At 54.3% G+C, this 24,016-nt stretch carries 22 protein-coding genes and 1 other RNA gene; 22 read left to right on the top strand and 1 reads right to left on the bottom strand.

Features of this window, described 5'->3' with window-relative positions:
• Positions 1-148 precede the first annotated feature (148 nt).
• The 22 genes from NST26_RS24245 to rnpB all read left to right on the top strand — a co-directional run bounded on the left by NST26_RS24245 (position 149) and on the right by rnpB (position 22,616).
• Positions 149-1,486: an NfeD family protein gene (locus NST26_RS24245; RefSeq protein WP_339257590.1), complete on the top strand. Its 1,338-nt coding sequence runs from the start codon at positions 149-151 to the stop codon at positions 1,484-1,486.
• 36 nt (positions 1,487-1,522) lie between these two features.
• On the top strand, positions 1,523-2,524 hold the full coding sequence (floA, locus tag NST26_RS24240; protein ID WP_036724346.1) for a flotillin-like protein FloA: 1,002 nt from the start codon (positions 1,523-1,525) through the stop codon (positions 2,522-2,524).
• A gap of 16 nt (positions 2,525-2,540) precedes the next feature.
• Positions 2,541-3,137 (top strand): hypothetical protein, encoded by a 597-nt coding sequence (locus tag NST26_RS24235; RefSeq protein ID WP_340979940.1) that lies wholly within the window; start codon positions 2,541-2,543, stop codon positions 3,135-3,137.
• Positions 3,138-3,318: 181 nt separating this feature from the next.
• Positions 3,319-3,612 (top strand): sporulation protein YqfC, encoded by a 294-nt coding sequence (gene yqfC / locus NST26_RS24230; protein ID WP_209872075.1) that lies wholly within the window; start codon positions 3,319-3,321, stop codon positions 3,610-3,612.
• Positions 3,609-4,790 carry a sporulation protein YqfD gene (yqfD, locus tag NST26_RS24225; RefSeq protein ID WP_340979939.1) on the top strand — a complete coding sequence of 394 codons (1,182 nt, stop codon included), beginning with the start codon at positions 3,609-3,611 and terminating at the stop codon, positions 4,788-4,790. Before yqfC ends, yqfD begins: the two co-directional genes overlap by 4 nt.
• 15 nt (positions 4,791-4,805) lie before the next feature.
• Entirely contained in the window at positions 4,806-5,777 is a 972-nt protein-coding gene (locus NST26_RS24220; RefSeq protein ID WP_036690294.1) for a PhoH family protein, read from the top strand.
• A gap of 17 nt (positions 5,778-5,794) precedes the next feature.
• Positions 5,795-8,074: an HD family phosphohydrolase gene (locus NST26_RS24215; protein WP_339250261.1), complete on the top strand. Its 2,280-nt coding sequence runs from the start codon at positions 5,795-5,797 to the stop codon at positions 8,072-8,074.
• Positions 8,046-8,546, top strand: coding sequence for an rRNA maturation RNase YbeY (ybeY, locus tag NST26_RS24210; RefSeq protein WP_339250260.1), 501 nt, complete (start codon positions 8,046-8,048; stop codon positions 8,544-8,546). Before NST26_RS24215 ends, ybeY begins: the two co-directional genes overlap by 29 nt.
• Positions 8,546-8,941: a diacylglycerol kinase family protein gene (locus NST26_RS24205; RefSeq protein ID WP_036724339.1), complete on the top strand. Its 396-nt coding sequence runs from the start codon at positions 8,546-8,548 to the stop codon at positions 8,939-8,941. Before ybeY ends, NST26_RS24205 begins: the two co-directional genes overlap by 1 nt.
• 246 nt (positions 8,942-9,187) lie before the next feature.
• The gene (locus NST26_RS24200) at positions 9,188-9,607 is read left to right on the top strand and encodes a cytidine deaminase (RefSeq protein ID WP_076075831.1); all 420 of its coding nucleotides are present in this window, start codon (positions 9,188-9,190) and stop codon (positions 9,605-9,607) included.
• Between the two features lie 662 nt (positions 9,608-10,269).
• Positions 10,270-11,160 (top strand): GTPase Era, encoded by an 891-nt coding sequence (gene era, locus NST26_RS24195; RefSeq protein WP_036724337.1) that lies wholly within the window; start codon positions 10,270-10,272, stop codon positions 11,158-11,160.
• A gap of 110 nt (positions 11,161-11,270) precedes the next feature.
• Positions 11,271-11,414 carry a YqzL family protein gene (locus NST26_RS24190; RefSeq protein WP_076075837.1) on the top strand — a complete coding sequence of 48 codons (144 nt, stop codon included), beginning with the start codon at positions 11,271-11,273 and terminating at the stop codon, positions 11,412-11,414.
• A gap of 36 nt (positions 11,415-11,450) precedes the next feature.
• The gene (gene recO, locus NST26_RS24185) at positions 11,451-12,206 is read left to right on the top strand and encodes a DNA repair protein RecO (protein ID WP_036724335.1); all 756 of its coding nucleotides are present in this window, start codon (positions 11,451-11,453) and stop codon (positions 12,204-12,206) included.
• A gap of 446 nt (positions 12,207-12,652) precedes the next feature.
• The gene (gene glyQ, locus NST26_RS24180; RefSeq protein WP_036724333.1) at positions 12,653-13,540 is read left to right on the top strand and encodes a glycine--tRNA ligase subunit alpha; all 888 of its coding nucleotides are present in this window, start codon (positions 12,653-12,655) and stop codon (positions 13,538-13,540) included.
• Positions 13,533-15,614 carry a glycine--tRNA ligase subunit beta gene (glyS, locus tag NST26_RS24175; RefSeq protein WP_339250258.1) on the top strand — a complete coding sequence of 694 codons (2,082 nt, stop codon included), beginning with the start codon at positions 13,533-13,535 and terminating at the stop codon, positions 15,612-15,614. The genes glyQ and glyS overlap by 8 nt, the downstream gene beginning before the upstream one ends.
• A 177-nt stretch (positions 15,615-15,791) precedes the next feature.
• Positions 15,792-16,271 carry a YaiI/YqxD family protein gene (locus NST26_RS24170; RefSeq protein ID WP_339250257.1) on the top strand — a complete coding sequence of 160 codons (480 nt, stop codon included), beginning with the start codon at positions 15,792-15,794 and terminating at the stop codon, positions 16,269-16,271.
• Between the two features lie 24 nt (positions 16,272-16,295).
• Positions 16,296-18,131: a DNA primase gene (dnaG, locus tag NST26_RS24165; RefSeq protein ID WP_245368119.1), complete on the top strand. Its 1,836-nt coding sequence runs from the start codon at positions 16,296-16,298 to the stop codon at positions 18,129-18,131.
• A 40-nt stretch (positions 18,132-18,171) separates the two neighbouring features.
• Positions 18,172-19,305, top strand: coding sequence for an RNA polymerase sigma factor RpoD (gene rpoD, locus NST26_RS24160; protein ID WP_036690273.1), 1,134 nt, complete (start codon positions 18,172-18,174; stop codon positions 19,303-19,305).
• 47 nt (positions 19,306-19,352) lie between these two features.
• Positions 19,353-20,270 carry a hypothetical protein gene (locus tag NST26_RS24155; RefSeq protein ID WP_051477947.1) on the top strand — a complete coding sequence of 306 codons (918 nt, stop codon included), beginning with the start codon at positions 19,353-19,355 and terminating at the stop codon, positions 20,268-20,270.
• Entirely contained in the window at positions 20,267-21,046 is a 780-nt protein-coding gene (locus tag NST26_RS24150) for a tRNA (adenine(22)-N(1))-methyltransferase (RefSeq protein WP_340979936.1), read from the top strand. Before NST26_RS24155 ends, NST26_RS24150 begins: the two co-directional genes overlap by 4 nt.
• Positions 21,022-22,137, top strand: coding sequence for a Nif3-like dinuclear metal center hexameric protein (locus NST26_RS24145; protein WP_339250251.1), 1,116 nt, complete (start codon positions 21,022-21,024; stop codon positions 22,135-22,137). Before NST26_RS24150 ends, NST26_RS24145 begins: the two co-directional genes overlap by 25 nt.
• A 63-nt stretch (positions 22,138-22,200) precedes the next feature.
• Positions 22,201-22,616: RNase P RNA component class A (gene rnpB / locus NST26_RS24140), an RNA gene on the top strand.
• A gap of 154 nt (positions 22,617-22,770) precedes the next feature.
• On the opposite strand, the gene NST26_RS24135 is transcribed toward rnpB, so the two are convergent.
• Positions 22,771-23,985 (bottom strand): aminotransferase-like domain-containing protein, encoded by a 1,215-nt coding sequence (locus NST26_RS24135; protein WP_340979933.1) that lies wholly within the window; start codon positions 23,983-23,985, stop codon positions 22,771-22,773.
• Positions 23,986-24,016 lie beyond the last annotated feature (31 nt).

Here is a 24,016-nt window from a genome sequence, read left to right as displayed (position 1 = left end):
TGGATAGACCTGCGTATAAGGTATACTAAGAATTATATGCAGACTTACATACAATGATAAGTTGAGAATGCAAATGGTTCACGTACAAAAGGGGGGCGCAGGCTTGAATAAGTTACGCACCATCATATTTTCCTGTATCGCGGCCTTAATGGTTCTTCTGTTCCTGCCATTGGCGGGGACGGTTCAGGCGGATAATGAAGCGGTCCGCGCACCGGGAGCGGCCTCAGGTACAGTGGTCAACGGACCCGTCTTCATTATTCCGGTGGATCAGGAGATTGAGCGGGGTCTGCAGAGCTTTCTGGAACGGGGCTTTCAGGAAGCGGCGAATTACGGCGCAGTTCTGATTGTTCTGGAGATCGATACACCTGGAGGACGGGTGGATTCTGCCGAACGAATCGGCACTCTGGTCAGAGACAGCAAGATCCCGGTAGTAGCCTATATCAAAGGCAACGCCGCTTCCGCAGGCAGCTACATTGCGCTGAGCGCGGACGCCATTATCATGAAGCCGGGCAGCATGATAGGGGCCGCTTCGCTGGTGGACATGAACGGGAAGAGCGTGGAAGATGCCAAGATGGTATCCTATTGGAAATCCAAAATGATCGGGGCTGCCACGCTGAATGGGCGTGATCCTGAAGTGGCGGCCGGCATGATGGATGTCCATCTGGTAGTTAACCGCCCGGAGCTGGGTGTGAACAAGCAGGCTGGCGAGATTATCGCTCTGAGCAGCAATGAGGCGCTTCAGGCCGGTTACGCCGACCGGATTGCTGGAACAGAGCAGGAGGCGATTACCTGGCTGGGCTACTCGACAGACGACATTTTTCGCATTGAGCATACCGGTGCGGAGAAAATGTCGCAATTTCTGACTCATCCGGTAGTCATGACGATTCTGCTCTTTGTGGGCATAGCCGGTGTGTTCATCGAGCTGCTGGTGCCCGGCTTTGGGGTGCCCGGAATTGTCGGTACGCTGGCATTTGCCCTCTACTTCTTCGGCAACTATGTGGCCGGCTTCGCCGGGGCGGAGACGCTGCTGCTGTTCATTCTGGGACTGGTGATGCTGATTCTGGAGCTGTTCGTGCCGAGCTTCGGTATTCTGGGAATCCTCGGGTCCATCAGTCTGGTAGCGGGTGTTGTAAGGGCTGCTTACAGCTTTACACATGCCCTTTTCAGCCTTGGTATTGCTTTTTCGGCGGCGGCTGTGGTTATTGTGATTGTAGCCGTAGTCTTCAAGGAGCGGGGAATCTGGAACCGGTTCATCCTTCAGGATAGCCTTACCAGAGAGAAGGGATTCGTGCCTGTCCCGGAGAAGCTGCGTCTGATCGGGGCCTCCGGCATTAGTGTAACCCCGCTGCGTCCGGCCGGAACCGCCACCTTTGGCGGCGAACGGATAGATGTGGTGACAGAAGGCGGGTTCATCGAGGCGCAGACGGCCGTGTCCGTGGTGAAGGTTGAGGGCGGCCGTGTGGTAGTGAAGGAAGCTGCGAAATAATTTTTGTCTATCAAAATATCGGAGGTAGGTAAGCGTATGTTAGAAGCATCTATGATTACTTTTTTGCTGATCGCGGTAGCCGTGATTGTTGTTCTAAGCGTCTTCTTCAGCTTCTTCCCGGTAATGCTGTGGGTATCTGCCTGGGCCTCCGGGGTCAAAATCAGCATTATCACGCTGGTAGCGATGCGTCTGCGCCGGGTAACACCGAGCCGGATTGTCAATCCGCTGATTAAGGCGACCAAGGCCGGGCTGGGGCTGAATATCAATCAGCTGGAGAGCCATTATCTGGCCGGAGGGAATGTGGACCGTGTAGTGAACGCGCTGATTGCTGCCCAGAGAGCGGATATTCCGCTGGAATTCACACGTGCCGCTGCCATCGATCTGGCCGGACGCGATGTGCTGCTGGCGGTTCAGATGAGCGTTAACCCGCGTGTCATTGAGACGCCGATTGTTGCGGCTGTAGCCAAGAACGGGATTGAAGTCAAGGTCAAGGCACGGGTAACGGTGCGGGCCAATATCGACCGGCTGGTCGGGGGTGCGGGCGAAGAGACGATTATTGCCCGTGTCGGCGAGGGGATTGTAACCACAGTTGGCTCCAGTAATTCGCATAAGGATGTGCTTGAGAATCCGGATTCCATCTCCCGGACCGTATTATCCAAGGGTCTGGACTCAGGGACTGCCTTTGAAATTCTGTCCATTGATATTGCGGATGTGGATGTAGGCAAGAACATTGGTGCGTACCTACAGACCGAGCAGGCGGAAGCGGATAAGCGCATCGCCCAGGCGAAGGCTGAAGAACGCCGGGCCATGGCGGTTGCCCATGAGCAGGAGATGAAGGCCCGCGTGGTTGAGATGAAGGCTCTGGTCGTTGAATCCGAATCCCAGGTTCCGCTGGCGATGGCCGAAGCCCTGCGCTCCGGCAAGCTTGGTGTGATGGATTATATGAATCTTAAAAACATCGAGGCAGATACGCAGATGCGCGGTTCCCTCGGCAAACTAAACGATGGGGACGACAGCAGCCGTCCGCCCCACAAATAAAGGGATGTGAGCTCCCATGAGCGGCGTGATCTATTTCCTGGTGCTGGCGGCCATAGCGATCATCACCAATCTGAACAAACAGAAGGGCAAAGACAAACAGGCCCCGCGCGGGGGGATGCCTACCTTTGGCGGCGGCGGAGGAGATATCGGCAATCCGCTGCCCCGCCGCCGGAAGGCCGGACGCGTTGAACAGCGAGGAAGCGGATTTCCGGCGCCTGCCGGGACAAGGACGGCCCCAAACCAGCCTGCCCCGCCGCCGGATGCTCAGGAGGCCCCGCCTTCGCCAGCATGGGCTGAGGCTGGGCAGCCGGCTCCCGGTGATGAGACAGGCGAAGGTGTGTCTCTGGAACAGGCCGATGACCTGGACAGCGTAGAGGCCCGCACAGAACGCATGCAGCAAGAGCTGGAGAAGCTGAAGGCTGCCTTCGATGGAATGGCGGCTGCGGTCCCTTCTGCGGGCTCCGACGCAGGCGGGGAGGACGCAGATGCAGCATCGCCGGCATATGCTGTCCATCCGCTCACAGGCGACCCTGACACGCTGCGCAGCGGTCTGGTATGGGCGGAGGTGCTGGGTCCGCCCCGTGCCCGCCAGCCGCATTCCACGCGGCGCTAAGACCTTGCCACCGCCTCCCGAGCAACATGTAATACTGCACATAAGCCTGAATCCATTCCCTAACCGGAAGGGATTCAGGCTTTTTTGCTGTTTTCCCTGGCAGAAGGGTGTGAGTTCTTCTCATAAACAGCTGCCCCGCCGCATAAGGTGTACAGAAGGCAGGAAGGGGGAGCGTCTACTTATGACCCGTATCGGCCGCAGGCTGCGGGGATGGACAAACGGGATACTGGATCTTCCGCAGGATGTGCTGCAGGAGATGCCCCGGATCACCCTGATCGGCAATAAGGAGCTGTATATTGAGAACCACCGCGGCGTGCTGCACTTCTCTTCGGAGCAGCTCAGGCTGGCATTAACCCAAGGGGTGCTGGAGATTTCCGGTGAAGGACTGGTCATCCGCAATATTCTGGGCCAGGAGCTTGCCGTCATTGGAGTAATCGGTGAAATCAGATATAAGGAAAGTGGGGAGAATCCATGAAAGAACCGCCTCTGTCATCACTGCGGGGGTTCGTTACACTGCATGTGAGCGGACCGCAGGTGGAGAAATTCATTAATGCTGTAACTGGAGCGGGCATCATCATCTGGGATGTGAGGCCTGCCGGGGACGGCGCTTCTTTGAATCTGCTGCTGGATGACTTTTTCCGGCTTCGCCCGCTCCTCAAAAAGACAGGCTGCCGTATGCATGTTACAGCCAGGCACGGACTTCCGTTTCGCCTCGCGCGCTTGTGGAGACGGAAGTTTTTTGCCGCAGGTATACTGATCTTCGGTGTAGGCCTGCTGTTGCTCTCCTCGATGATCTGGAGCGTCAAGGTTGAAGGGAATACCCGCATTCCGACTGAGGACATCCTGGAAGCCGCACGCAAGGAGGGCGTCTATCCGTTTCAGTGGATTTGGCGCATGCAGGAGTCGGACGAGCTGTCCCGGGAGTTGACCACCCTGGTTCCGGGCTTAACTTGGGCCGGGTTCCACCGGAACGGGACGAGCATTACCATACAGGTCGTCGAAGCTGACCGCCCGGATAACAAACCGCTGCTCAGCCAGCGCCATCTCATCAGCCGGACCGATGCGGTGGTGACCGAAATCTATGCGGAGCAGGGCAGACCGGTGGTCAGCCGGAATTCGCGGGTTAAAAAAGGGGACATCCTCATCTCCGGTGCGCTGGGTGACGAGGAGAATACAGAGTTCGTTGTCGCCAAAGGCATGGTTAAAGGCCTTGTATGGCATGAATATAATCTGGAGGTACCGCTCAAAAGAACGGGCAGTGCGTATACAGGAGAACGCAAGGACCGCACCTATCTCGTTCTTGGCAAATGGGCGATTCAACTGTGGGGCTACGGGGACTCCGGATTTGCGAAGTCACGTACACTTTCAGAGCCGGACATGCTGTCGTGGCGCTCTTTTCAGCTGCCGCTGGGCCTGATGACCGAGAAGGAACTGGAGATTAAATACACCACTGAAGCGCTTACTCCGGAGGCCGCGCGTGCAGAAGGGCTGACACGGGCCAAGAGCGATATTTTCGCGCGTTACGGCGCTGACAGCGTCATTAAAAGTCAAAAAATTTTGCATGAGAAGAAAGAGAATGGTAAAGTTTATATGAAAGTGCTGTTTGAGGTGGAAGAGAGAATCGCGGAAGAGCTTCCGATAGTAAACAATTGAGGAGAATGAGGCTACTTGTCAGAACAGACTGCAAGCATTCAAATATCTTTGCACAATGCGGGAGAAGCGCAATCCCTGTTCGGCCCGCAGGATGGATTCCTGAAAATCATCGAGAAAGAAATTCCGGCAGTTATTAATTCACGCGAGGCCGAAATTACGATTCGCGGTACGGAGCGGGAAGTGGACATGCTGGGCCAGCTCTTCAACGTGCTGCTGTCACTCGTACGCGGGGGTTATATATTGAGCGAACGCGATGTGCAGTACGCCGTGGAGCTGGCGAAGGATTTCCGTGCCGACCAGCTGCTGGACCTGTTCAAGGGCGAGATTACGACAACATTCCGCGGCAAGCCGATCCGTGTCAAAACGATTGGCCAGAAGCATTATGTGAGCACCATCAAAAAGCGCGATATCGTCTTCGGCATCGGTCCGGCGGGCACCGGCAAGACCTATCTGGCTGTGGTCCTCGCGGTGACGGCGCTGAAGGAAGGCTCGGTCAAACGGATCGTGCTTACGCGTCCGGCTGTAGAGGCCGGGGAGAACCTGGGCTTCCTCCCGGGAGATTTGCAGGAGAAGGTAGATCCGTATCTGCGGCCGCTCTACGACGCCTTGTACGACGTTATGGGGCCTGATCAGGTGGCGAAGGCGCTGGAGCGCGGGCTGATCGAGATTGCACCGCTTGCCTATATGCGCGGACGTACGCTGGAGGATGCTTTTATCATCCTTGATGAAGCGCAGAATACCACACCCGAACAAATGAAAATGTTCCTCACCCGTCTGGGCTTCGGCTCCAAGATGGTCATCACGGGCGATGTGACCCAGATCGATTTGCCGCGCGGCAAGAAGTCAGGGCTGATCGAAGCCAAAACGATTCTTTCCGGTATTGAGGAGCTTGGCTTTGTCTACTTCGCTGAGCAGGACGTTGTCCGTCATTCCCTTGTGCAGAAAATTATCGTTGCCTATGACCGCTCTGCCGAAAACCTCCAATAAAAAAGGGGATTGTCTTCATGGCCTCAAAGCAACCATCGAAATTAAGCGGATTTGTATACAGCAGCAGCGGATGGAAGTATAGCGCGGTGTCGCGCTATGCTCTTTTCCTGTTACTCGCGGTTGTTTTCTACCTCAGCCTGTCCTCTGATCTGCTGCCCAAAAGGTATGATATCAAAGAGGGAACCCGCAGTGCCAAGGAGATTACAGCTCCCAAGCAAATCCTGGACACCAACGCCAAGCTCAAGGCCCAGGAGACTGCTGCAGAGAATGTGACCAACCGTTATGCCATTATTCCTATCCGTGCGGAGAATCTAGTAACTCTGCTGCTGGACCGGATCGGCGGGCTGAATCAGGATGATACGATTTCACAGAGTGAAAAGACTGAGATTTACCGGGAAGAGATTCCGCGGCGGGCCAATGATTTTATCCTTAATTTTGTGGCTGCCAGCCAAAAGGCGGGGACTTACTCCGAGCATCTGCTGAATGAGATGCAGTCCGTCATTAAGGATCAGGCCTACGTCATTCCGGAAGAGACCTATATCAAGATCCCGCGCCTGACTTCACAGGATATCATCGAAATGAAGCCGGTGGCCCGGGATATTGTCACGAAGCTGATGAATGACCAGATTACCGACGCCCAGAGCGCGCGCGCCAAAGTGGCCGAGCAGGTCAGTGTCAGTTCACTGGGCCAGCGGACCGCCCGCGAGGTGGTGCAGGAGCTGGTACGGCTGGTGATCACCGCCAACAAATTCTATGACGAGGATGCGACCAAGGAAGCGAAGGTGCAGGCCCGTCAGAATACACCGGATGTATTCATCGAGCAGGGGGATGTGCTGGTCGCCAAGAATCAGGAGATTACCCCTGAGCTGTATAAGCTGCTGGATGAGAACGGGCTGCTCAGCAAAGAGATTAATTACTGGCCGCAGCTCGGCTTGCTGCTGCTCTCTGCACTGCTGTCCTTTGGCCTGATGACCTTCATCCGCTACAATGGCGGAGCCTCAGGCTTTAAATACAATAACTCCCAGCTGCTTATGCTGGTTCTGGTCTTTATCATTACCATCGTTATGATGAAGCTGACGGCCTTCCTGCAAACGGATGTGAGGACATATATAGGCTATCTGGCACCTGTGGCTCTCGGCGCGATGCTGATCTCCATGCTGCTGGACATGACCTTAGCTTATTTCTGTTCCATTCTGTTCAGCATTCTGGCCAGTATCCTGCTGAATGTCCAGCAGAATACGATATTTGATTTCACCTTCGGCTTCTTTGCCCTAATCGTGAGTTATGTTGCCATCTTCTCGACGCACCGCGCCGGACAGCGCTCAACGCTGCTGAAGGGTGGTATTATGGTGTCTCTGCTCGGCTGCCTGACCGTAGCCATACTGACCATGCTGAGCGGCGGCGTATGGAACGAGACGAATACGTTATATGCTCTGGGCTTCTCCTTTGCCGGGGGGCTGCTTACTGCAGTGCTGGTCATCGGATTGATGCCGTTCTTCGAGGTAACGTTCGGCATTCTGTCGGCCCTGAAGCTCGTAGAGCTGTCTAACCCGAACCATCCGCTGCTGCGCAAGCTGCTTACAGAGACGCCGGGAACCTATCACCACAGCGTGATGGTAGGCAATCTGTCCGAGGCTGCGGCCGAAGCGATTGGTGCGGACGGCCTGCTGTGCCGGGTAGGCTCATATTATCATGACATCGGCAAGACGAAGCGCCCGTTCTATTTCATAGAGAACCAGAACAATATGGAGAATCCGCATGATACGATTGAGCCGAAGCTGAGCAAGTCGATCATTGTGGCCCACGCCCGGGACGGGGTGGAGATGCAGAAGGAATACAAGCTGCCGAAGCCGATCCGCGATATTGCCGAGCAGCATCATGGCACGACGTTCCTGCATTATTTTTATCATAAGGCATTGAAGCTTGCAGAGGACAAGGGTGTAGAGCCGGACTTCACGGAGGAGGATTTCCGTTATCCCGGCCCGAAGGCGCAGTCGAAGGAATCCGCAGTTGTCGGGATCGCCGACAGTGTGGAGGCTGCAGTCCGTTCGCTCCGCAAGCCAACCGTGGTGCAGGTCGAGACCATGATTGAGAAAATTATCAAAAGCCGGCTGGATGACCATCAGTTCGATGAATGCGACCTGACGCTCAAGGAGCTGGATATTATTTCGCGGACACTGAAAGAGACGGTAATGGGCATATTCCATTCCCGGATTGAATACCCCGAGGATGTGCGCAAGCCCAAAAAAGAGGAAGGGGCCATCAAAAATGAGCCTGAGCGTCGTTTGGAACAATGAACAGGATGAACATGAAATTAACGGCGATCTGATCGAACTGCTGGAGAGGCTTCTGCAGACAGCAGGGGAAGCAGAAGGGATTGACTCGGGGGAAGTAGATCTGACCTTCGTCAATAACGAACGCATTCATGAGCTGAATCTCGAGTACCGCGGCATTGACCGTCCGACCGATGTGCTCTCCTTCGCGATGAATGAAGCCGGAGAAGATGAGCTGGAGATCCGGTACGGCCTGGCAGATGAGGACGATGAGCTGGAGGAAATACCGAATGTGCTTGGGGATATTATCATCTCGGTTACCCGGGCGCAGGAGCAGGCTGAGGAATACGGCCATTCGCTGGAGCGGGAGCTGGGCTTCCTGTTCGTGCACGGGTTCCTGCATTTGCTGGGCTACGATCATCAGGAGCCGGAGGCTGAGGCCGAAATGATGTCCAAGCAGGAGCAGGCTCTGGCTCAGGTCGGGTTGACACGCTAATGGTCAAGAATACGGCGGTGGGCCACAAAAAATTCTGGCACTCCTTTCGCTTCGCCGCACACGGCATTGCGGCAGCATTCCGGTCGGAGCTGAACATGAAGGTGCATAGCGGCCTTGCGGTTATCGTTGTGATTGCCGCAGCTGTTTTCAGGCTTCCTTTGTCAAGCTGGATGCTGCTGCTGCTGGCCATTACGCTGGTGCTGACAGCCGAGCTGCTGAACACGGCGATTGAAGCAACGATTGATCTGGTTTCGCCTGAGGTTCACCCCTTGGCCAAGAAGGCCAAAGATACCGCCGCAGGCGCCGTGCTGCTTACGGCGGTGTTTGCCGTGATTGCCGGAATCTATGTTTTTTATCATCCCGTGATGGACTGGATCACAGGTATTATGTCATAATCAGTTTACAACTTCAGGTGGTGGAAGAGGCGGACCCGCTTTGCGCGCTCCGTCATCTTTAATTAGGATAATATTTTCGATCCATGCTCCCAAAACTAAGGATATGCTTACGAAGCGAGTTTTATCTCGAAGGGATTCGATGAAGAGGATTGCTCAATAAAACTAGGCTTATGCTTACGAAGTGAGTTTTATCTCGAAGGGATTTCAATGAAGAGGATGCTTGATAAAACTTTTAGGAGGACAATTATGGATTATGCGCTACTTCTTCAGGAAGCGATCAAGGCAAGAGCCAATGCATATATACCGTATTCCCGCTTCGGGGTAGGGGCAGCCCTTCTGGATCAGGACGGAAAAGTCCACCACGGCTGCAACATCGAGAACGCCGCTTACGGTCCCACCAACTGCGGCGAGCGGACGGCCATGTTCCGCGCCATTGCGGACGGCCATAAGCCCGGTACCTTCAAAGCTATCGCAGTCGTGGCCGACACAGACGGCCCCGTATCGCCTTGCGGCGTCTGCCGCCAGGTGATGGTCGAGCTATGCGGCCCCGATATGCCAGTCATTCTCGGCAACCTGAAGGGCGATATTATGGAGACTACGGTCCGTGACCTGCTCCCCGGCGCCTTCGGTCCTGCGGATCTTACGCAGGGGCAGGCTCCGGAGTAAACGGCAAGCTTGTAAAGACGGTTGCTGTACGGTAGCAGGATCGTAAATGCATACCGTATGAGCCGGCTTTAAGTGTATATGGTACAACTATATTTCCGTGAGGATAGGTGAAATAAGGTTTAAGTGTAAAATGTACATCTAAATTCACGGTATATTTCCAAAAGTGACTTTGCTGAGGAAAATAGATGTACAAATTACATCTAAACTGCAAAAACCTCTGATTTTGAGCAGAATAAGTGTACAAAATACAACTAAAAAATGTTATCGGGTGTATAGTTACCAAGGCCGTTCGATTTTTTGGTTCAAAGTAACCAGTTTCTTACTGCGCCGCAGTCAAGCGTGTTCCCGCAGGGAACGAAAAGCGCTCGTGCTCCACAGCTCCCTGTCCCGCGCCGCATGCTGGTCACCGCCAATCAACCGCGCCGCAGTCAAGCGTGTTCCCGCAGGGAACGAACAGCGCTCATACTTCCAAAGTCTCTTACCGCGCCAAGTGCTGCGCCCACGCCAGTTCCGGGTGTCCAGAGGGCCGGGGCCCTTGGGGTCCCCTTTGGCGAAGGGGGATTTAGGGGGATCGAAACGCTTTTAAGGGTGAACGCTTTTAAGGGTGAACGCTTTTGACCGAAAAGCTTTTGACCAAGTTGTAAGATAAATAGGAGGATCATATGAAATTCAAATCAGGGTTTGTCGCCATTATCGGCAGACCAAACGTAGGCAAATCAACACTCATGAACCAGGTAATCGGCCAGAAGATTGCCATTATGTCGGACAAGCCGCAGACCACCCGCAACAAAATTCACGGAGTATACACGGCAAATAACTCACAGATCGTATTCCTGGACACACCGGGTATCCATAAAAGACAATCCAAGCTGGGTGATTACATGAATCAGACGGCGATGAGCACTCTGCATGAAGTGGAAGCGGTATTGTTCCTCGTGGATGCCTCTGAGGGTATGGGCGGCGGCGACCGTTTTATCGCGGAACAGCTTGGCAGCATTAAGACCCCGGTCATTCTGGTCATGAACAAGATTGACAAGATTGAGCCGGAAGCGCTGCTGCCGATGATTACGGAATACAACAAGCTGCATGAGTTCGCCGAAATCGTACCAATTTCTGCCAAGATGGGCAATAACGTCAACACGCTGCTGGAGCAGGTGCAGAAATACCTGCCGGAAGGCCCGCAGTATTACCCGGACGACCAGATTACCGATCACCCCGAGCAGTTCGTCTGCGCGGAGCTGATCCGCGAGAAGATTCTGCATCTGACCCGTGAAGAGGTGCCGCATTCCATCGCAGTGGCGATTGAGGATATGAGCGTGGAACCGAATGGGGTTGTGCATATTTCGGCGGTTATCTTTGTTGAGCGCGATTCCCAGAAGGGGATCATTATCGGTAAGCAGGGAGCGCTGCTGAAGGAAGTCGGACGCCGGGCGCGGACGGATATTGAGAACCTGCTGGGCTCGAAGATTTTCCTGGAATTATGGGTGAAGGTGAAAAAAGACTGGCGTAACCAGGACCGCGTCCTGCGGGATTTGGGCTTCCATAAAGAATGATCACCTCTCACGCCGCCTCAACATGGCAGGAATTGCACGGATAGATCCTGGGGCATCGCACATCCTACATCTGAAGAGACATCGTGTTTCCGAAGAAAGGATGAATACGAATGCGGAATTTTTCGTGGAAGTATTTTGCAATGACTGGAGATCTCGATGCGTATTTGCTGTACAGGGAAGCTGGGGATTCGCCCGAGGGCAGCGGACCGCTGCCGGCGGAGGAAGAGATGGCCATCGATGAAGAAGCACAATAAGGACTGGTTGCTTGCCGAGTGGTTGGGGGAAGAGGCATGCTATACAGGGTGGAAGGGATCGTCATCCGCAGCATGGACTACGGTGAAGGGAACGCCATTATTACGCTTTGCACCGAGAACGCGGGTAAAGTAGGGGTTCTGGTGCGGGGCGCCAAGAAGGTCAAAAGCCGTCATGCTGCCCTGATCCAGCTGTTCACAACAGGTGAGTTCGTGTTCTTCCGTAACAACGGCGGACTGGGAACACTCAATGCCGGGGAGATCACGAAGTCCCATCATCCGCTGCGCGAGGATCTGGTCAAGGCGGCGTATGCATCCTATGCCTGCGAGCTGCTGGACCGGGTGCTGCATGATGAAGAGACAGGCAGCTTCTGGTACCGCCAGCTGACCGCCTGCCTGAATGCACTGGAGGAAGACAAAGAGCCCGGCATTATCAATAATGTATTTGAAATGAAGGTGCTGCAAGCTGCCGGTTATGGGCCTCAGCTCGATGCCTGTATCGTCTGCGGCAAGGACAAGCCGGATGAGGAGCTTAGAATCAGTCCCCGTCTGGGGGGAGTTCTCTGCCGCAGTTGCCGGCATAACGATCCTCCGGCCATGGAGATTTCCCCGCGTGCCTTGAAGCTGCTGCGGATCTTCGCGGCGCTGGATCTGACCAGGCTGGGAAATGTGGATGTGAAGCCGGAGACCCGTGCGGAGCTGAAGACCGTTATGCGGGGATTCATGGATATGCAGCTGGGACTCAGACTGAAGACCCAGAGCTTCCTGGACCAGCTTGATAAATACAATATTTGACGAATCACGAATTATCCGTTACTATAAGTTCAGTTTCTTTTATAAGATTGCCGTGTTTGCTCCAGAACTGGAGAGAGTGCGTGGATCGGGAAAGTAGTGGGCGGTATTGTCGCAGCAGCGAGCCGGGGGTAGTGGAAGCCTGGCGGGACGACGTTCATGAACAGGGCACCCGGGAGTACGGAAGCGGCAGCATGAAAAGTGGATTTCGTGATTTTTGCGTAATCAAGTAGGGTGGAACCGCGGGAGAACATATTTGAGCTCTCGTCCCTATGTCTGTTCATCAGGCATGGGGGCGGGAGCTTTTTGGCTTGTGGCTGTGCGGGAGATCATCTTCCATCACAGACCGCAGGTACATAGAAGCGGGTGCCGCCTCCATCGCGCAGCAGCAAGAGCCAGTCATACGCAAGAGGCAGTACCACACTTGTAAAGCGAAGGAGCCGGTAGTTATGAACTTTCAGCAGATGATTCTGACCCTGCAGCAATTCTGGGCCGCCCAGAACTGTATTCTCGTCCAGCCGTATGATACGGAAAAAGGGGCGGGCACAATGAACCCTATGACTTTTTTGCGGTCCCTGGGTCCGGAGCCGTGGAAGGTTGCTTATGTGGAGCCTTCACGCCGTCCGTCCGACGGCCGTTACGGGGAGAACCCGAACCGCCTGTACCAGCATCACCAGTTCCAGGTGATTATCAAGCCGTCCCCGGACAATATTCAGGAGCTGTACCTGGACAGTCTGAAGGCACTTGGCGTAGATCCCCTGCTGCATGATGTGCGGTTTGTCGAAGACAACTGGGAGAATCCGTCCCTGGGCTGCGCGGGTCTCGGCTGGGAAGTCTGGCTGGATGGTATGGAAATTACCCAGTTCACCTACTTCCAGCAGGTCGGAGGAATTGAAGCAAGTCCGGTAGCGGTGGAAATTACTTATGGGATGGAGCGTCTGGCCTCCTATATTCAGGATAAGGAAAATGTCTTTGACCTGGAGTGGGTAGACGGCATGACGTACGGAGATGTATTCCATCAGCCGGAGGTTGAGCATTCCACCTACACCTTTGAAGTCTCGGATGTCAAAATGCTGTTCACTCTGTTCAATACCTACGAAGAGGAAGCACGCCGGGCGATGGAGAATCATTTGGTTTTCCCGGCGTATGATTACGTGCTGAAATGCTCGCATACCTTCAACCTGCTGGATGCGCGCGGCGCAATCAGCGTAACGGAACGCACAGGCTTCATCACGAGAGTTCGCAATTTGGCCCGCACCGTAGCGGCGACATATCTGGAGGAACGCGAGAAGCTGGGCTTCCCGCTGCTGAAGAAAGAAGGTGCTGACCATGTCTAAGGATATTCTGTTCGAGATCGGTCTGGAGGAAATCCCTGCACGCTTTATCCGGGCGGCGATGGAGCAACTGAAGGACAGAACGGCGAAATGGCTGGAAGCCTCGCGGATCAGTCATCAGGGCGTTAGCGCATATGCAACACCGCGCCGCCTTGCCGTACTGGTGAAGGATGCCGCTGAGCGGCAGGAGGATGTAAGCGAAGAGGTCAAAGGCCCGTCACGCAAAATCGCGCTGGATGCCAGCGGCGAATGGAGCAAGGCGGCACTGGGCTTTGCCCGCAGTCAGGGCGCCACGCCGGAGCAGTTCACGTTCAAGGAACTGGCAGGCGTAGAGTATATCTATGTGACTAAGAACAGCACCGGCATCGAGACAGCCTCACTTCTCTCCGAAGGCCTTGCAGGCATTGTGAGCAGTATGACCTTCCCGAAAAACATGCGCTGGGGCGCTTATGATTTCAAGTTCGTCCGTCCGATCCGCTGGATGGTAGCTCTCTTCGGCCAGGAGATCATTGACCTTACAATCACCGGAGTTAAGGCGGGCAATGTAAGCCGTGGCCACCGTTTCCTCGGTGAAGAAGCTGTGATCGCAGAGCCTGCTGCATACGTTGAAGCTCTGCGCAGCCAGCATGTGCTCGTGGATGTGAAGGAGCGCGAAGAGCTGATTCTAAGCGGTATTCATAAGCTTGCGGAAGAGAAGGGCTGGAAGATTGCGATCAAGGAGGATCTGCTGGAAGAGGTCCTGTTCCTGGTAGAGACGCCGACAGTGCTGTTCGGTACCTTTGATCCGGCCTTCCTGAATATTCCGCAGGAGGTGCTGATCACCTCGATGCGTGAGCATCAGCGTTATTTCCCGGTATTTGGTGAAGACGGCAAGCTGTTGCCGTTCTTCGTAACGGTACGTAACGGGAATGCGGTATCGCTGGATGTCATCGCCAAGGGGAACGAGAAGGTGCTGCGCGCCCGCTTGTCGGATGCCAAATTCTTTTATGAAGAAGACCAGAAGCTGCAGATTAACGATGCTCTGGCCAAGCTGGAGAATATCGTCTACCATGAAGAGCTGGGCAGTGTGGGTGACAAAGTGCGCCGCATCCGTGCCATCGCTGACCGCTTGGCTGTGAAGCTTGAGCTGTCTTCAGAGGCTGCTGCGGAAGTGAGCCGTACAGCGGATATTTGCAAATTCGATCTGGTGACCCAGATGGTGGGTGAGTTTCCTGAGCTGCAAGGCACGATGGGTGAGGATTATGCCCGCAAGGCCGGGGAAGCAGAGCAGGTGTCCAAAGCGGTCTTCGAGCATTATCAGCCGCGCTTCTCCGGAGATGCCGTTCCTTCTACACAGGCAGGTCTTGTAGTCAGTCTTGCTGATAAAATCGATACGATTGTCGGCTGCTTCTCCATCGGAATTATTCCAACCGGCTCCCAGGACCCGTATGCCCTGCGCCGCCAGGCGGCAGGTATTGTCCAGATCGTGCTGGAGCATCAGCTGAGCCTAAGTCTGCAGGAGATTTTTGCAGCAGCACTGGAAGTCCATGAAAGTTTCCGTACAGAGAAACATTTCACACCTGAACTGCGTATAACTCTGTACGAGTTCTTCGGTCTGCGTGTCAAACGCCTGTTAGCCGACAACAATGTACGCTATGATGTTGTGGATGCAGCGCTTGCCGCAGGATTCGATGACATCGTTGATGTAGTAAGCAGAAGTCTTGCCTTGATGAATGCCGTGACGGATCTGGCTGATTTCAAAATCACCGTGGATTCATTGACCCGTGTCAGCAATCTGGCCGCTAAAGCTCCGGAAGGTGCAGTTATCGACCCGGCTCTGCTTAAGGAAGAAGCGGAACAGAAGCTGTACGCGACCTGGCAGAGTATTCATGAGCCTTACCGCGCAGCCCTTGCTTCCAGACATGCCGCTGAAGCCCTGCAGATTCTGTCGGGACTCGAAGCAGCCGTTACCGGATTCTTCGATTCGGTTATGGTTATGGCTGAAGACGAAGCTGTCCGCTCGACCCGTCTGGCGCTGCTGGCCGGCATTCATGCGGATTCCAAACTGTTTGCCGATTTTGGCAAGCTGGTGTGGTAATTCAGGCAGGTTTTAAGTAATGTTTGCGATTTTATGGTATAGATCGAGGGTTTAGGGTATAAATATACGGAACGGTGCCAATGCGTAAGTTGACATTCGTTCCGTATTTATGCTTTACCAAAGAAGGATTTTTGAACGGTTAGAGCGTAATATATATTACACAGGAATTTGGTGAGGGTGAGCTTGGGAACTTTCCGGCTAAGGAAGATTGTTGTGGACGGTGATGCTTGTCCGGTTAAGCAGGAAATTATTACCGTGGCGCGCAGGTTCGGGCTTCCGGTGCTGATGGTCTCTTCCTATGATCATGTGCTGCGGGCGGAAGAAGGCGTTACGGTGGTTCAGGTGGACCGCGGGGCAGACAGTGCCGACCTCTATATCGCCAATCATATTTCTGCAGGAGATGTCGTAATTACGCAGGATTATGGACTGGCTGCGCTGGCGCTGGGCAAACGCTGCCTTGCACTTTCGAACCGGGGCCAGGAATATGAGAATTCTACCATGGATTTTATGCTGGAGAGCAGGCATGCCAAGGCGGTTGAACGCAGGCGCGGCCACTATTCCAAGGGTCCCAAAGCGATTACCGCAGAGGAAAAAAATCTTTTTCAACATAAACTGACAAAACTTTTAACAATTTTGCAGGAGAATGTCCAGCTATAGCGAATTATATTTAACTGTTAAGAGATGAAGGTGGTTGAAGTGGCTAGCGGACATGGTCCTATTCCCGAAGAGGTTATCGAGAACGTGCTGGCGCGGCATGATATTGTCGATACAGTCAGCAAGGTTGTCCATTTGTCCAAGCAGGGTAAATATTTATGGGGCCTCTGCCCGTTCCATTCGGAGAAGTCCCCTTCCTTCACTGTCACCCCTGACCGGGGAGTCTTTCATTGCTTTGGCTGCGGTATGGGCGGAAATGCCATCAAATTCAGGATGGAAATCGAAGGATTATCCTTCCCCGAAGCAGTCAGAATCATGGCGGAAGAGAGTGATATCCCTGTTCCTGAGGGGAGAGGCGGGGCGCTTGCTGCCCCCGATCCTGAGCGGGACCGGCTGATTCAGGCGTATGAATTATCGGCGAAGTTTTATCATTTTTTGCTGAAAAACACGGAATACGGCACTGCCGCCATGGATTACTTAAGAACCCGGGGTTTCAGCGACAAAATGATTGACCAATTCCAGATCGGCTACGCGCCGGACCGCTGGGATACGCTGCTGCAGTTTCTGGAGAAGCGCAGCTTCGATCTCGCTGAGATGGAGAAGGGCGGACTATTGTCTGCCAGAGGGGAAGGCAAAGGGTATCTGGACCGCTTCCGCGGCCGGGTTATTTTTCCGATTGCGAACCGCATGGGCAAGACGATCGCCTTCGCCGGACGTATTCTCGGGGAGGGGCAGCCGAAGTACCTGAACTCTCCCGAGAGCCGGTTATTTAACAAAAGCCGCATTCTGTACAATCTGCACCAGTCCAAAGCATCCATCCGCAAAACGCGGCAAATCGTCCTGTTCGAGGGATACGGTGATGTCATTTCGGCTTGGGAGGCAGGTGTACAGAACGGGGTAGCCACGATGGGAACCTCGCTCACCGAGGGTCACGTGGGCCTGATGAAGAGCCTTGGAGATGAGATTGTGCTTGCCTATGATGGAGATAAGGCTGGACAAGCTGCCGCCCTTAAGGCCATTCCTATCCTGGAAGCCAGCGGTTTGCGGGTCAAGGTAGCCCTGCTTCCAAGCGGCCTCGACCCGGATGAATTCATCTCCCGGCATGGCGGGGACAGATTCAGGGAACAGGTGATTGACTCTGCCGTGTCATCCATCAAATTTAAGCTTATATATCTGAAAAAAAACCATATACTCCTAGAGGAAGACGGCAAAATTGCCTATGTCAAGGAGGCTCTGGAGATTATCGCCGGGCTCCCTTCTTCAACGGAGCGGGAGGTGTACCTGCGGGAAATCGCCTCCGAGCTTGAGCTGTCTTACGACAGTCTGAAGCAGGATTGTAATTTACTTCGGGCCTCCATGCAAAAAAACAACCCCGAAGGGGATAATAACGATAATAGGTGGAATAATGGTAGGCATAAAAAAGGGCAAGTGCAGACACCTACCTTACTGCCTGCTTACCATGTTGCGGAACGGCGCCTGTTATCATTTATGATTCAAGATCCCGAAGCGGCGGCCTATGTGGGTGAACGGCTCGGAGAAGAGTTCAATATTGATGATCATGCGGCAATCGCCGCTTATCTATATGCTTATTATGCGCAAGGCAAACCACCCGGCATCAGCCGGTTTCTATCATCGCTTCAGGACGACCGTCTGGAGAAGACCGCAACGGCCATCTCCATGATGGATACTCCTCCAGACTGGAATACCCAGGTTCTGGACGATTGTATTCGTGAAGTGCGGAAGTATCCTCTGCAGCGCAAAATTGAACCCAAGCGTGAAGAGATGATTCAGGCGGAGAAATCCGGTGACTTTTTGCGTGCAGCACAAATAGCAAGTGAAATTTTAGCCCTAGAGAGACAATGAGCTGTTGACAGGATGTACCTAGGGAGGAGGGAGTCGAATTATGGCGAACGATCAGCACACTGAACTGGAAGCGGAATTTACTCTGGATCAGGTTAAGGATCAGCTTATTGATCACGGGAAGAAAAGATCATCACTTAATTACAAAGATATCATGGAGAAATTGTCGCCATTCGATCAAGACCCCGAGCAGATGGAGGAATTCTACGAGCAGCTGAGCGATCTGGGGATCGAGGTTGTCAATGAGAATGATGAAGAGGTGAACAGCCTCCGTCCAAGCGAAGACAATGAGGACAAAGAAGGAGACGACTTCAGCTTCGACGATGATTTGTCGCTGCCTCCGGGGATCAAGATCAACGATCCCGTCCGGATGTATCTGAAGGAAATCGGCCGCGTGCCGCTGTTATCGGCTGACGATGAAGTGGAACTGGCGATGCGGATCAAGAATGGTGATGAGGAAGCGAAGCGGAGACTGGCAGAAGCGAATCTGCGGCTCGTGGTCAGTATCGCCAAGCGTTATGTCGGACGCGGCATGCTGTTCCTGGATCTGATTCAGGAAGGCAACATGGGTCTGATCAAGGCCGTTGAGAAGTTTGACCATAACAAAGGCTTCAAATTCAGTACTTATGCAACCTGGTGGATTCGTCAGGCGATTACGCGTGCAATTGCTGACCAGGCGCGTACGATCCGTATTCCGGTGCATATGGTTGAAACCATCAACAAGCTGATCCGGGTCTCCCGCCAATTACTGCAGGAGCTGGGACGCGAGCCGTCGCCTGAAGAGATTGCAGCGGAGATGGAGCTTACCGTTGAGAAGGTTAGAGAGATCATGAAGATTGCCCAGGAGCCGGTATCGCTGGAGACACCGATTGGTGAGGAAGATGATTCGCATCTGGGAGATTTCATTGAGGACCAGGAGGCGCTGGCGCCTGCGGATGCAGCGGCATATGAGCTGCTGAAGGAACAGCTGGAGGATGTGCTGGACACGCTGACTGAGCGTGAAGAGAATGTGCTCCGCCTGCGCTTCGGACTGGATGACGGACGGACGAGAACACTTGAGGAAGTGGGCAAGGTGTTCGGCGTAACCCGCGAGCGGATTCGCCAGATCGAAGCCAAAGCACTTCGTAAGCTGCGTCACCCCAGCCGCAGTAAGCGGCTGAAGGATTTCCTCGAATAGACCTTACAACCTGGACCTTCTGCTGCACGGTGGCAGGAGGTCTTATTATGTTGTCAAGGGGATTCACCAATGCTGGAGCCCCGCCGTGTGCGGGAGCTTGTAATGAAAGTGAAGGCAAGTTCTGGAAAGAGGGATGCCGGTTGAACCTGGAGAAACGTGATACTATATTAAGAGAAATTCAATACTGGAGAAGAAGCAAGCTTCTGCCGGAGCAATACTGTGACTTCCTGACCAACCTGTATGATGATCAGGCAGAGGTGAAGGACAGCAATCCGGTATCGTTACGGAACCTCCAGCAGGGAAGCATCAAAATTTGGCTGTTTGGTTTTGGAATTATTTCCTTGATTTTCTTGATTAGTCTTTATTTTAGCGTTTTTCCCTGGCCTTTGCAACTTGCTACAGCGCTCAGCGTCCTAATTATTTGTTACGGATATTCAGCGATTTACCTGAACCGCAACAAGACAATCAGTCTGATGCTGGCGGGAATCGGCAGCATTTTAACGCTGGGATTCGGACTGTGGCTGATTGAGCTGCATAAGCTGGATGCTGATTTTTGGACACCGCTGCTGATTGCGGCCTGCGGGCTGCTGTGGTGTGTGCTTGGTTTTTTTCTGCGCATCGGACTGCTTCATTTCTGCGGATATGCCTTCTGGGCTCTGCTCTATGCAGGATTCTTCGGACATGTCCGGCCGGATGCCTCTCTTCTGGAGCTGGAGCTGCTCTGGCTTCCGCTGTGTGTGCTTATGATCTGGATGAGCTGGTTGATGTATCACAAGGTTAGCGGGGTCTCTGGGGTGTACCTGGGGGCGGGTGCTGCCCTCTGGCTGATGCCGGAGGTGGATGCGCTATGGCTCAGAGCGGGATTCCCGGAATGGACCTCGCTGATATTAATACTGAAGATTGCAGTGGGCCTTGCGCTGCTGTTCCTCTTCAGAAAAAAATGGATAACGTGGGTGGCCTCATGAACAACGTAAAATTATCTGACCGGCTTCAGCTGCTGCTGGAGCAGGTCCCTGCGGGCAGCAGACTTGCCGATATCGGCTCAGATCATGCCCTGCTGCCTGTTGCCGCTGTGAAAAGCGGCCGGGTGCCTTCAGCTATTGCCGGAGAAGTAAATCCGGGACCCTTTGAAGCGGCGCGTCGTGGTGTTGCGGAAGCAGGACTCGGTGCTAAGATCGCTGTACGGCGCGGAGACGGGCTGGAGGTGCTGGAGCCGGGGGAAACGGACTGCATTACCATTGCCGGGATGGGCGGCTCACTGATCGCGGCGATTCTGGACCGCGGGCAGAAGCTCGGCAAGCTGGCCGGGGTGAAGACGCTTGCGCTGCAGCCCAATGTAGGCGAGGATATTCTGCGCCGCTGGCTGCTGGCTAACAGCTGGGTGTTGGTCTCGGAGCATATTTTGGAGGAAGACGGCAAAATCTACGAGATCCTGACCGCTGTCCCTGAAGGCGCTGAAGCGGCGGGTACGAATGAAGAGCTGTACAGCGGACGTCTGCTTGCAGCAGGAAAGGTAGCCCTTGATCAGGCGCTGCTGCTGGAGATGGGACCGCTGCTGCTACAAGCACCGAATGAAGTATTTGCTGCCAAATGGCAGGGTGAAATCTCCAAGCTGGAGAGCATCCTGGCCTCGCTCGCACGTTCGGAGCTGGAAGCGGCTGAGGAGAAGCGCAGCAGAATCAAGCTTCAGATTAAACGGATTGCGGAGGTGCTGGAATGTTTGCCAAAGGACAGACCGTAATTGGATACATGGAGCAGCTTGCTCCGAAGCATCTGGCTGAGGAATGGGATAATGTCGGGCTTCAGGTCGGCAGTCTCCAGAAGGAAATCACCGGGGTGCTGGTGGCGCTGGATGTTAATGAGAGCATTGTGGACGAAGCGATTGCCAAGGGCTGTAATCTGATTATTGCCCATCATGCGGTGATTTTCCGGCCGATCAAAGGGATTCTGACGGATACCCCGGCAGGCCGCTTATATGAGAAGCTGATTAAAAACGACATTGCCGTATATATCAGCCATACGAATCTGGATGTGGCCGAAGGCGGAATGAACGACTGGATGGCCGAGGCGCTGGGCATTGAGAACGGTGCACCGATCAAGGATATTCATACCGAGCAGCTGTCCAAGCTGGTGGTATTCGTGCCGAAGGATCATCACCAGAAGGTGCTGGATGCCATCCTGAACGCCGGAGCGGGCTGGATCGGCAATTACAGCCATTGCAGCTTCAATATCGAAGGCTATGGCACCTTCATTCCGCAGGAGGGCACGGACCCGTACCTCGGCACGCCTGGCAAGCTGGAGCGGGCTGAGGAGGTCCGTATCGAGACGATTGTGCCGCATACGATCCGTAACAAGGTGGTACAGGCCATGCTGAAGGCTCATCCGTATGAAGAGGTGGCTTATGATCTGTATTCCATGGACCTCAAGGGACGCAGCCTTGGACTTGGAAGAGTAGGGAAGCTTAAGGAGCCAACAACGCTTGGTGAGTTCATTGATACGGTCAAACGCGGGCTGGATGTGGAGAGCGTTCGGGTAGTTGGAGATCTGGACCGCAAGGTCCGCAAGGCGGCAGTCATGGGCGGGTCCGGTGCCAAGTACTACAGCAGCGCTATCTTCAAGGGAGCGGATGTGCTGGTGACTGGCGATATCGATTACCATACCGCACAGGATGCGCACCTCGCAGGAATCGCCCTGATCGATCCGGGCCATAATGCGGAGAAGATCATGAAGGTGAAGGTAGCGGAGTTTCTGGCCGGCAAGCTGACGGAGCATAAGTACGGCACGGCGGTGCATGCCTCGCAGCCGGATACCGAGCCTTTTACATTCCTGTAGGCTATTATTATTTACACTTGTGCGCTGGGCGGCATATCTGTATAATATACAATGTTGTTTCGGAAAGTTTGACAGACAATCGCCGGTATGCGTGAGAGCGTATGCGGGAGGAAAGTCCGGGCTCCACAAGGCAGGGTGCTGGATAACGTCCAGTCGGCGCGAGCTGAAGGATAGTGCCACAGAAATGGACCGCCGATGGCCGCTTTCGGGCGGCACAGGCAAGGATGGAACCGAGGTGTAAGAGACCCCGAGGAACGCTGGTGACTTCGTTCCTGGTAAACCCCATCTGGAGCAAGACCTAATGAGACGCAGCGTCTTCTTCACGGAAGCCGCAGCCTTCGCCTGAGGCGTGTCTAGGTTGGTCGCTGGAGCTGTGCAGTAATGTATGGCCTAGATAGATGATTGTCGCTTATGGTGGGAGGGTAGTTCCCGGCTGAACCACAACGAGCACAGAACCCGGCTTACGGCAAACTTTCCTAACTGACAACTCTAATAAGCTATTGCAGTAATCACAATTTCTGAATAATAAGACGGCGGCCTCCTGATGGGGGCCGCCTTTTTGTGAGAAAATGTTGGGTTATCCGGAGCATTGAACGAGAGTATGGATACTTCAATTGCTGCGGGCGGATGGAGTTACAGAGGCAACAAACGCTCCTCATACCGGGACAGCGCGGTGGACAAGCGCTGCACCGCGAGCGGCAGCAGCTCCGGCCGGGTATGGGTGAAATTCAGGCGCATCGTGTTCTTCATGGGCTGCTCCGAATAGAAGACTTCCCCCGGAACGAAGGCAACCCCTTGCTCCACAGCAAGCGGCAGCAGCTCGGCGGTATGTATCCGGGCAGGCAGGCTTAGCCACAGGAACATGCCGCCGCGCGGCTCCAAAAAGGATGTATCCTGCCAGTTCGGTGAGACCAACTCTGCTGATAGCAGCTGCATCCGTGACTTGTATTCCCGGGAGACCAGCCGGATATGAGCTTCAAGGTCGAAGGACAGCAGCAGCTCATGCAGGGCGCGCTGATCGATGGTGCTGGAGTGCAAATCGGCGGCTTGCTTGGCTCTGGCGATCACTCTGACCAGCCCGGCGGGGCCAATGATCCAGCCTGTCCGCAGTCCCGGAGCTACGATCTTGGAGAAAGTACCTGTATAGACTACGCAGGTATCCCCGCCCAGATTCCTGTCGATGGCTGCGAGGGTAGGCGGATACGCTTGCAGGGATTCATCGAATCTAATCTCTCCGTAAGGATTATCCTCCAGCATCAGTACACCGTATTTCCGGCATAGCTCCACCACTTGTTCACGGCGTACTTTGCTCCAGGTTGCGCCTGACGGGTTGTTGAAGGTGGGGACGGCATACAACAGCTTAGGGCGGTGCACTCGAAGCTGCTCTTCGAGATGCTCCGGCAGCAGCCCTTCCTCATCGCTCTTTACAACCTGGATGTCTGCTCGGTAAGAGCCCAGTACCTGCAAGGCGGCGAGATAGGTCGGTGCCTCTACAAGTACGGTGTCTCCCGGATCAAGCAGAATTCTGCAGAGCAGATCTATGGCCTGCTGGGAGCCGGTAGTGAGGATCATTTCCTCGGAGGAGACAGGGATGCCCTGTTGTCCCAGTCTGGCGGCGATCTGTTCGCGCAGCGGAAGATAGCCTTCTGTCAGTCCGTATTGCAGCGCAGAACTGTCGCCGCTCAGCACGCGGCTGTAAGCATCTCGGATCGCTTCTGCCGGGAACAGCTCCTCGGCAGGCAGCCCGCCGGCAAGCGAGATGATGTCCTTGCCCTGTGTGATCTTAAGGATATCGCGGACTGCGGAGGACCCCAGGTGGTTCGTCATATCCGCGTAGTTGATCTTCATATTCATGCTCCCTGCTATTCTGAATTTTGTA

The sequence above is a fragment of the Paenibacillus sp. FSL R7-0128 genome, assembly GCF_038002245.1.
GTDB lineage: Bacteria > Bacillota > Bacilli > Paenibacillales > Paenibacillaceae > Paenibacillus_AQ > Paenibacillus_AQ silagei.
This window is presented reverse-complemented; position numbering and strand designations above follow the sequence as displayed.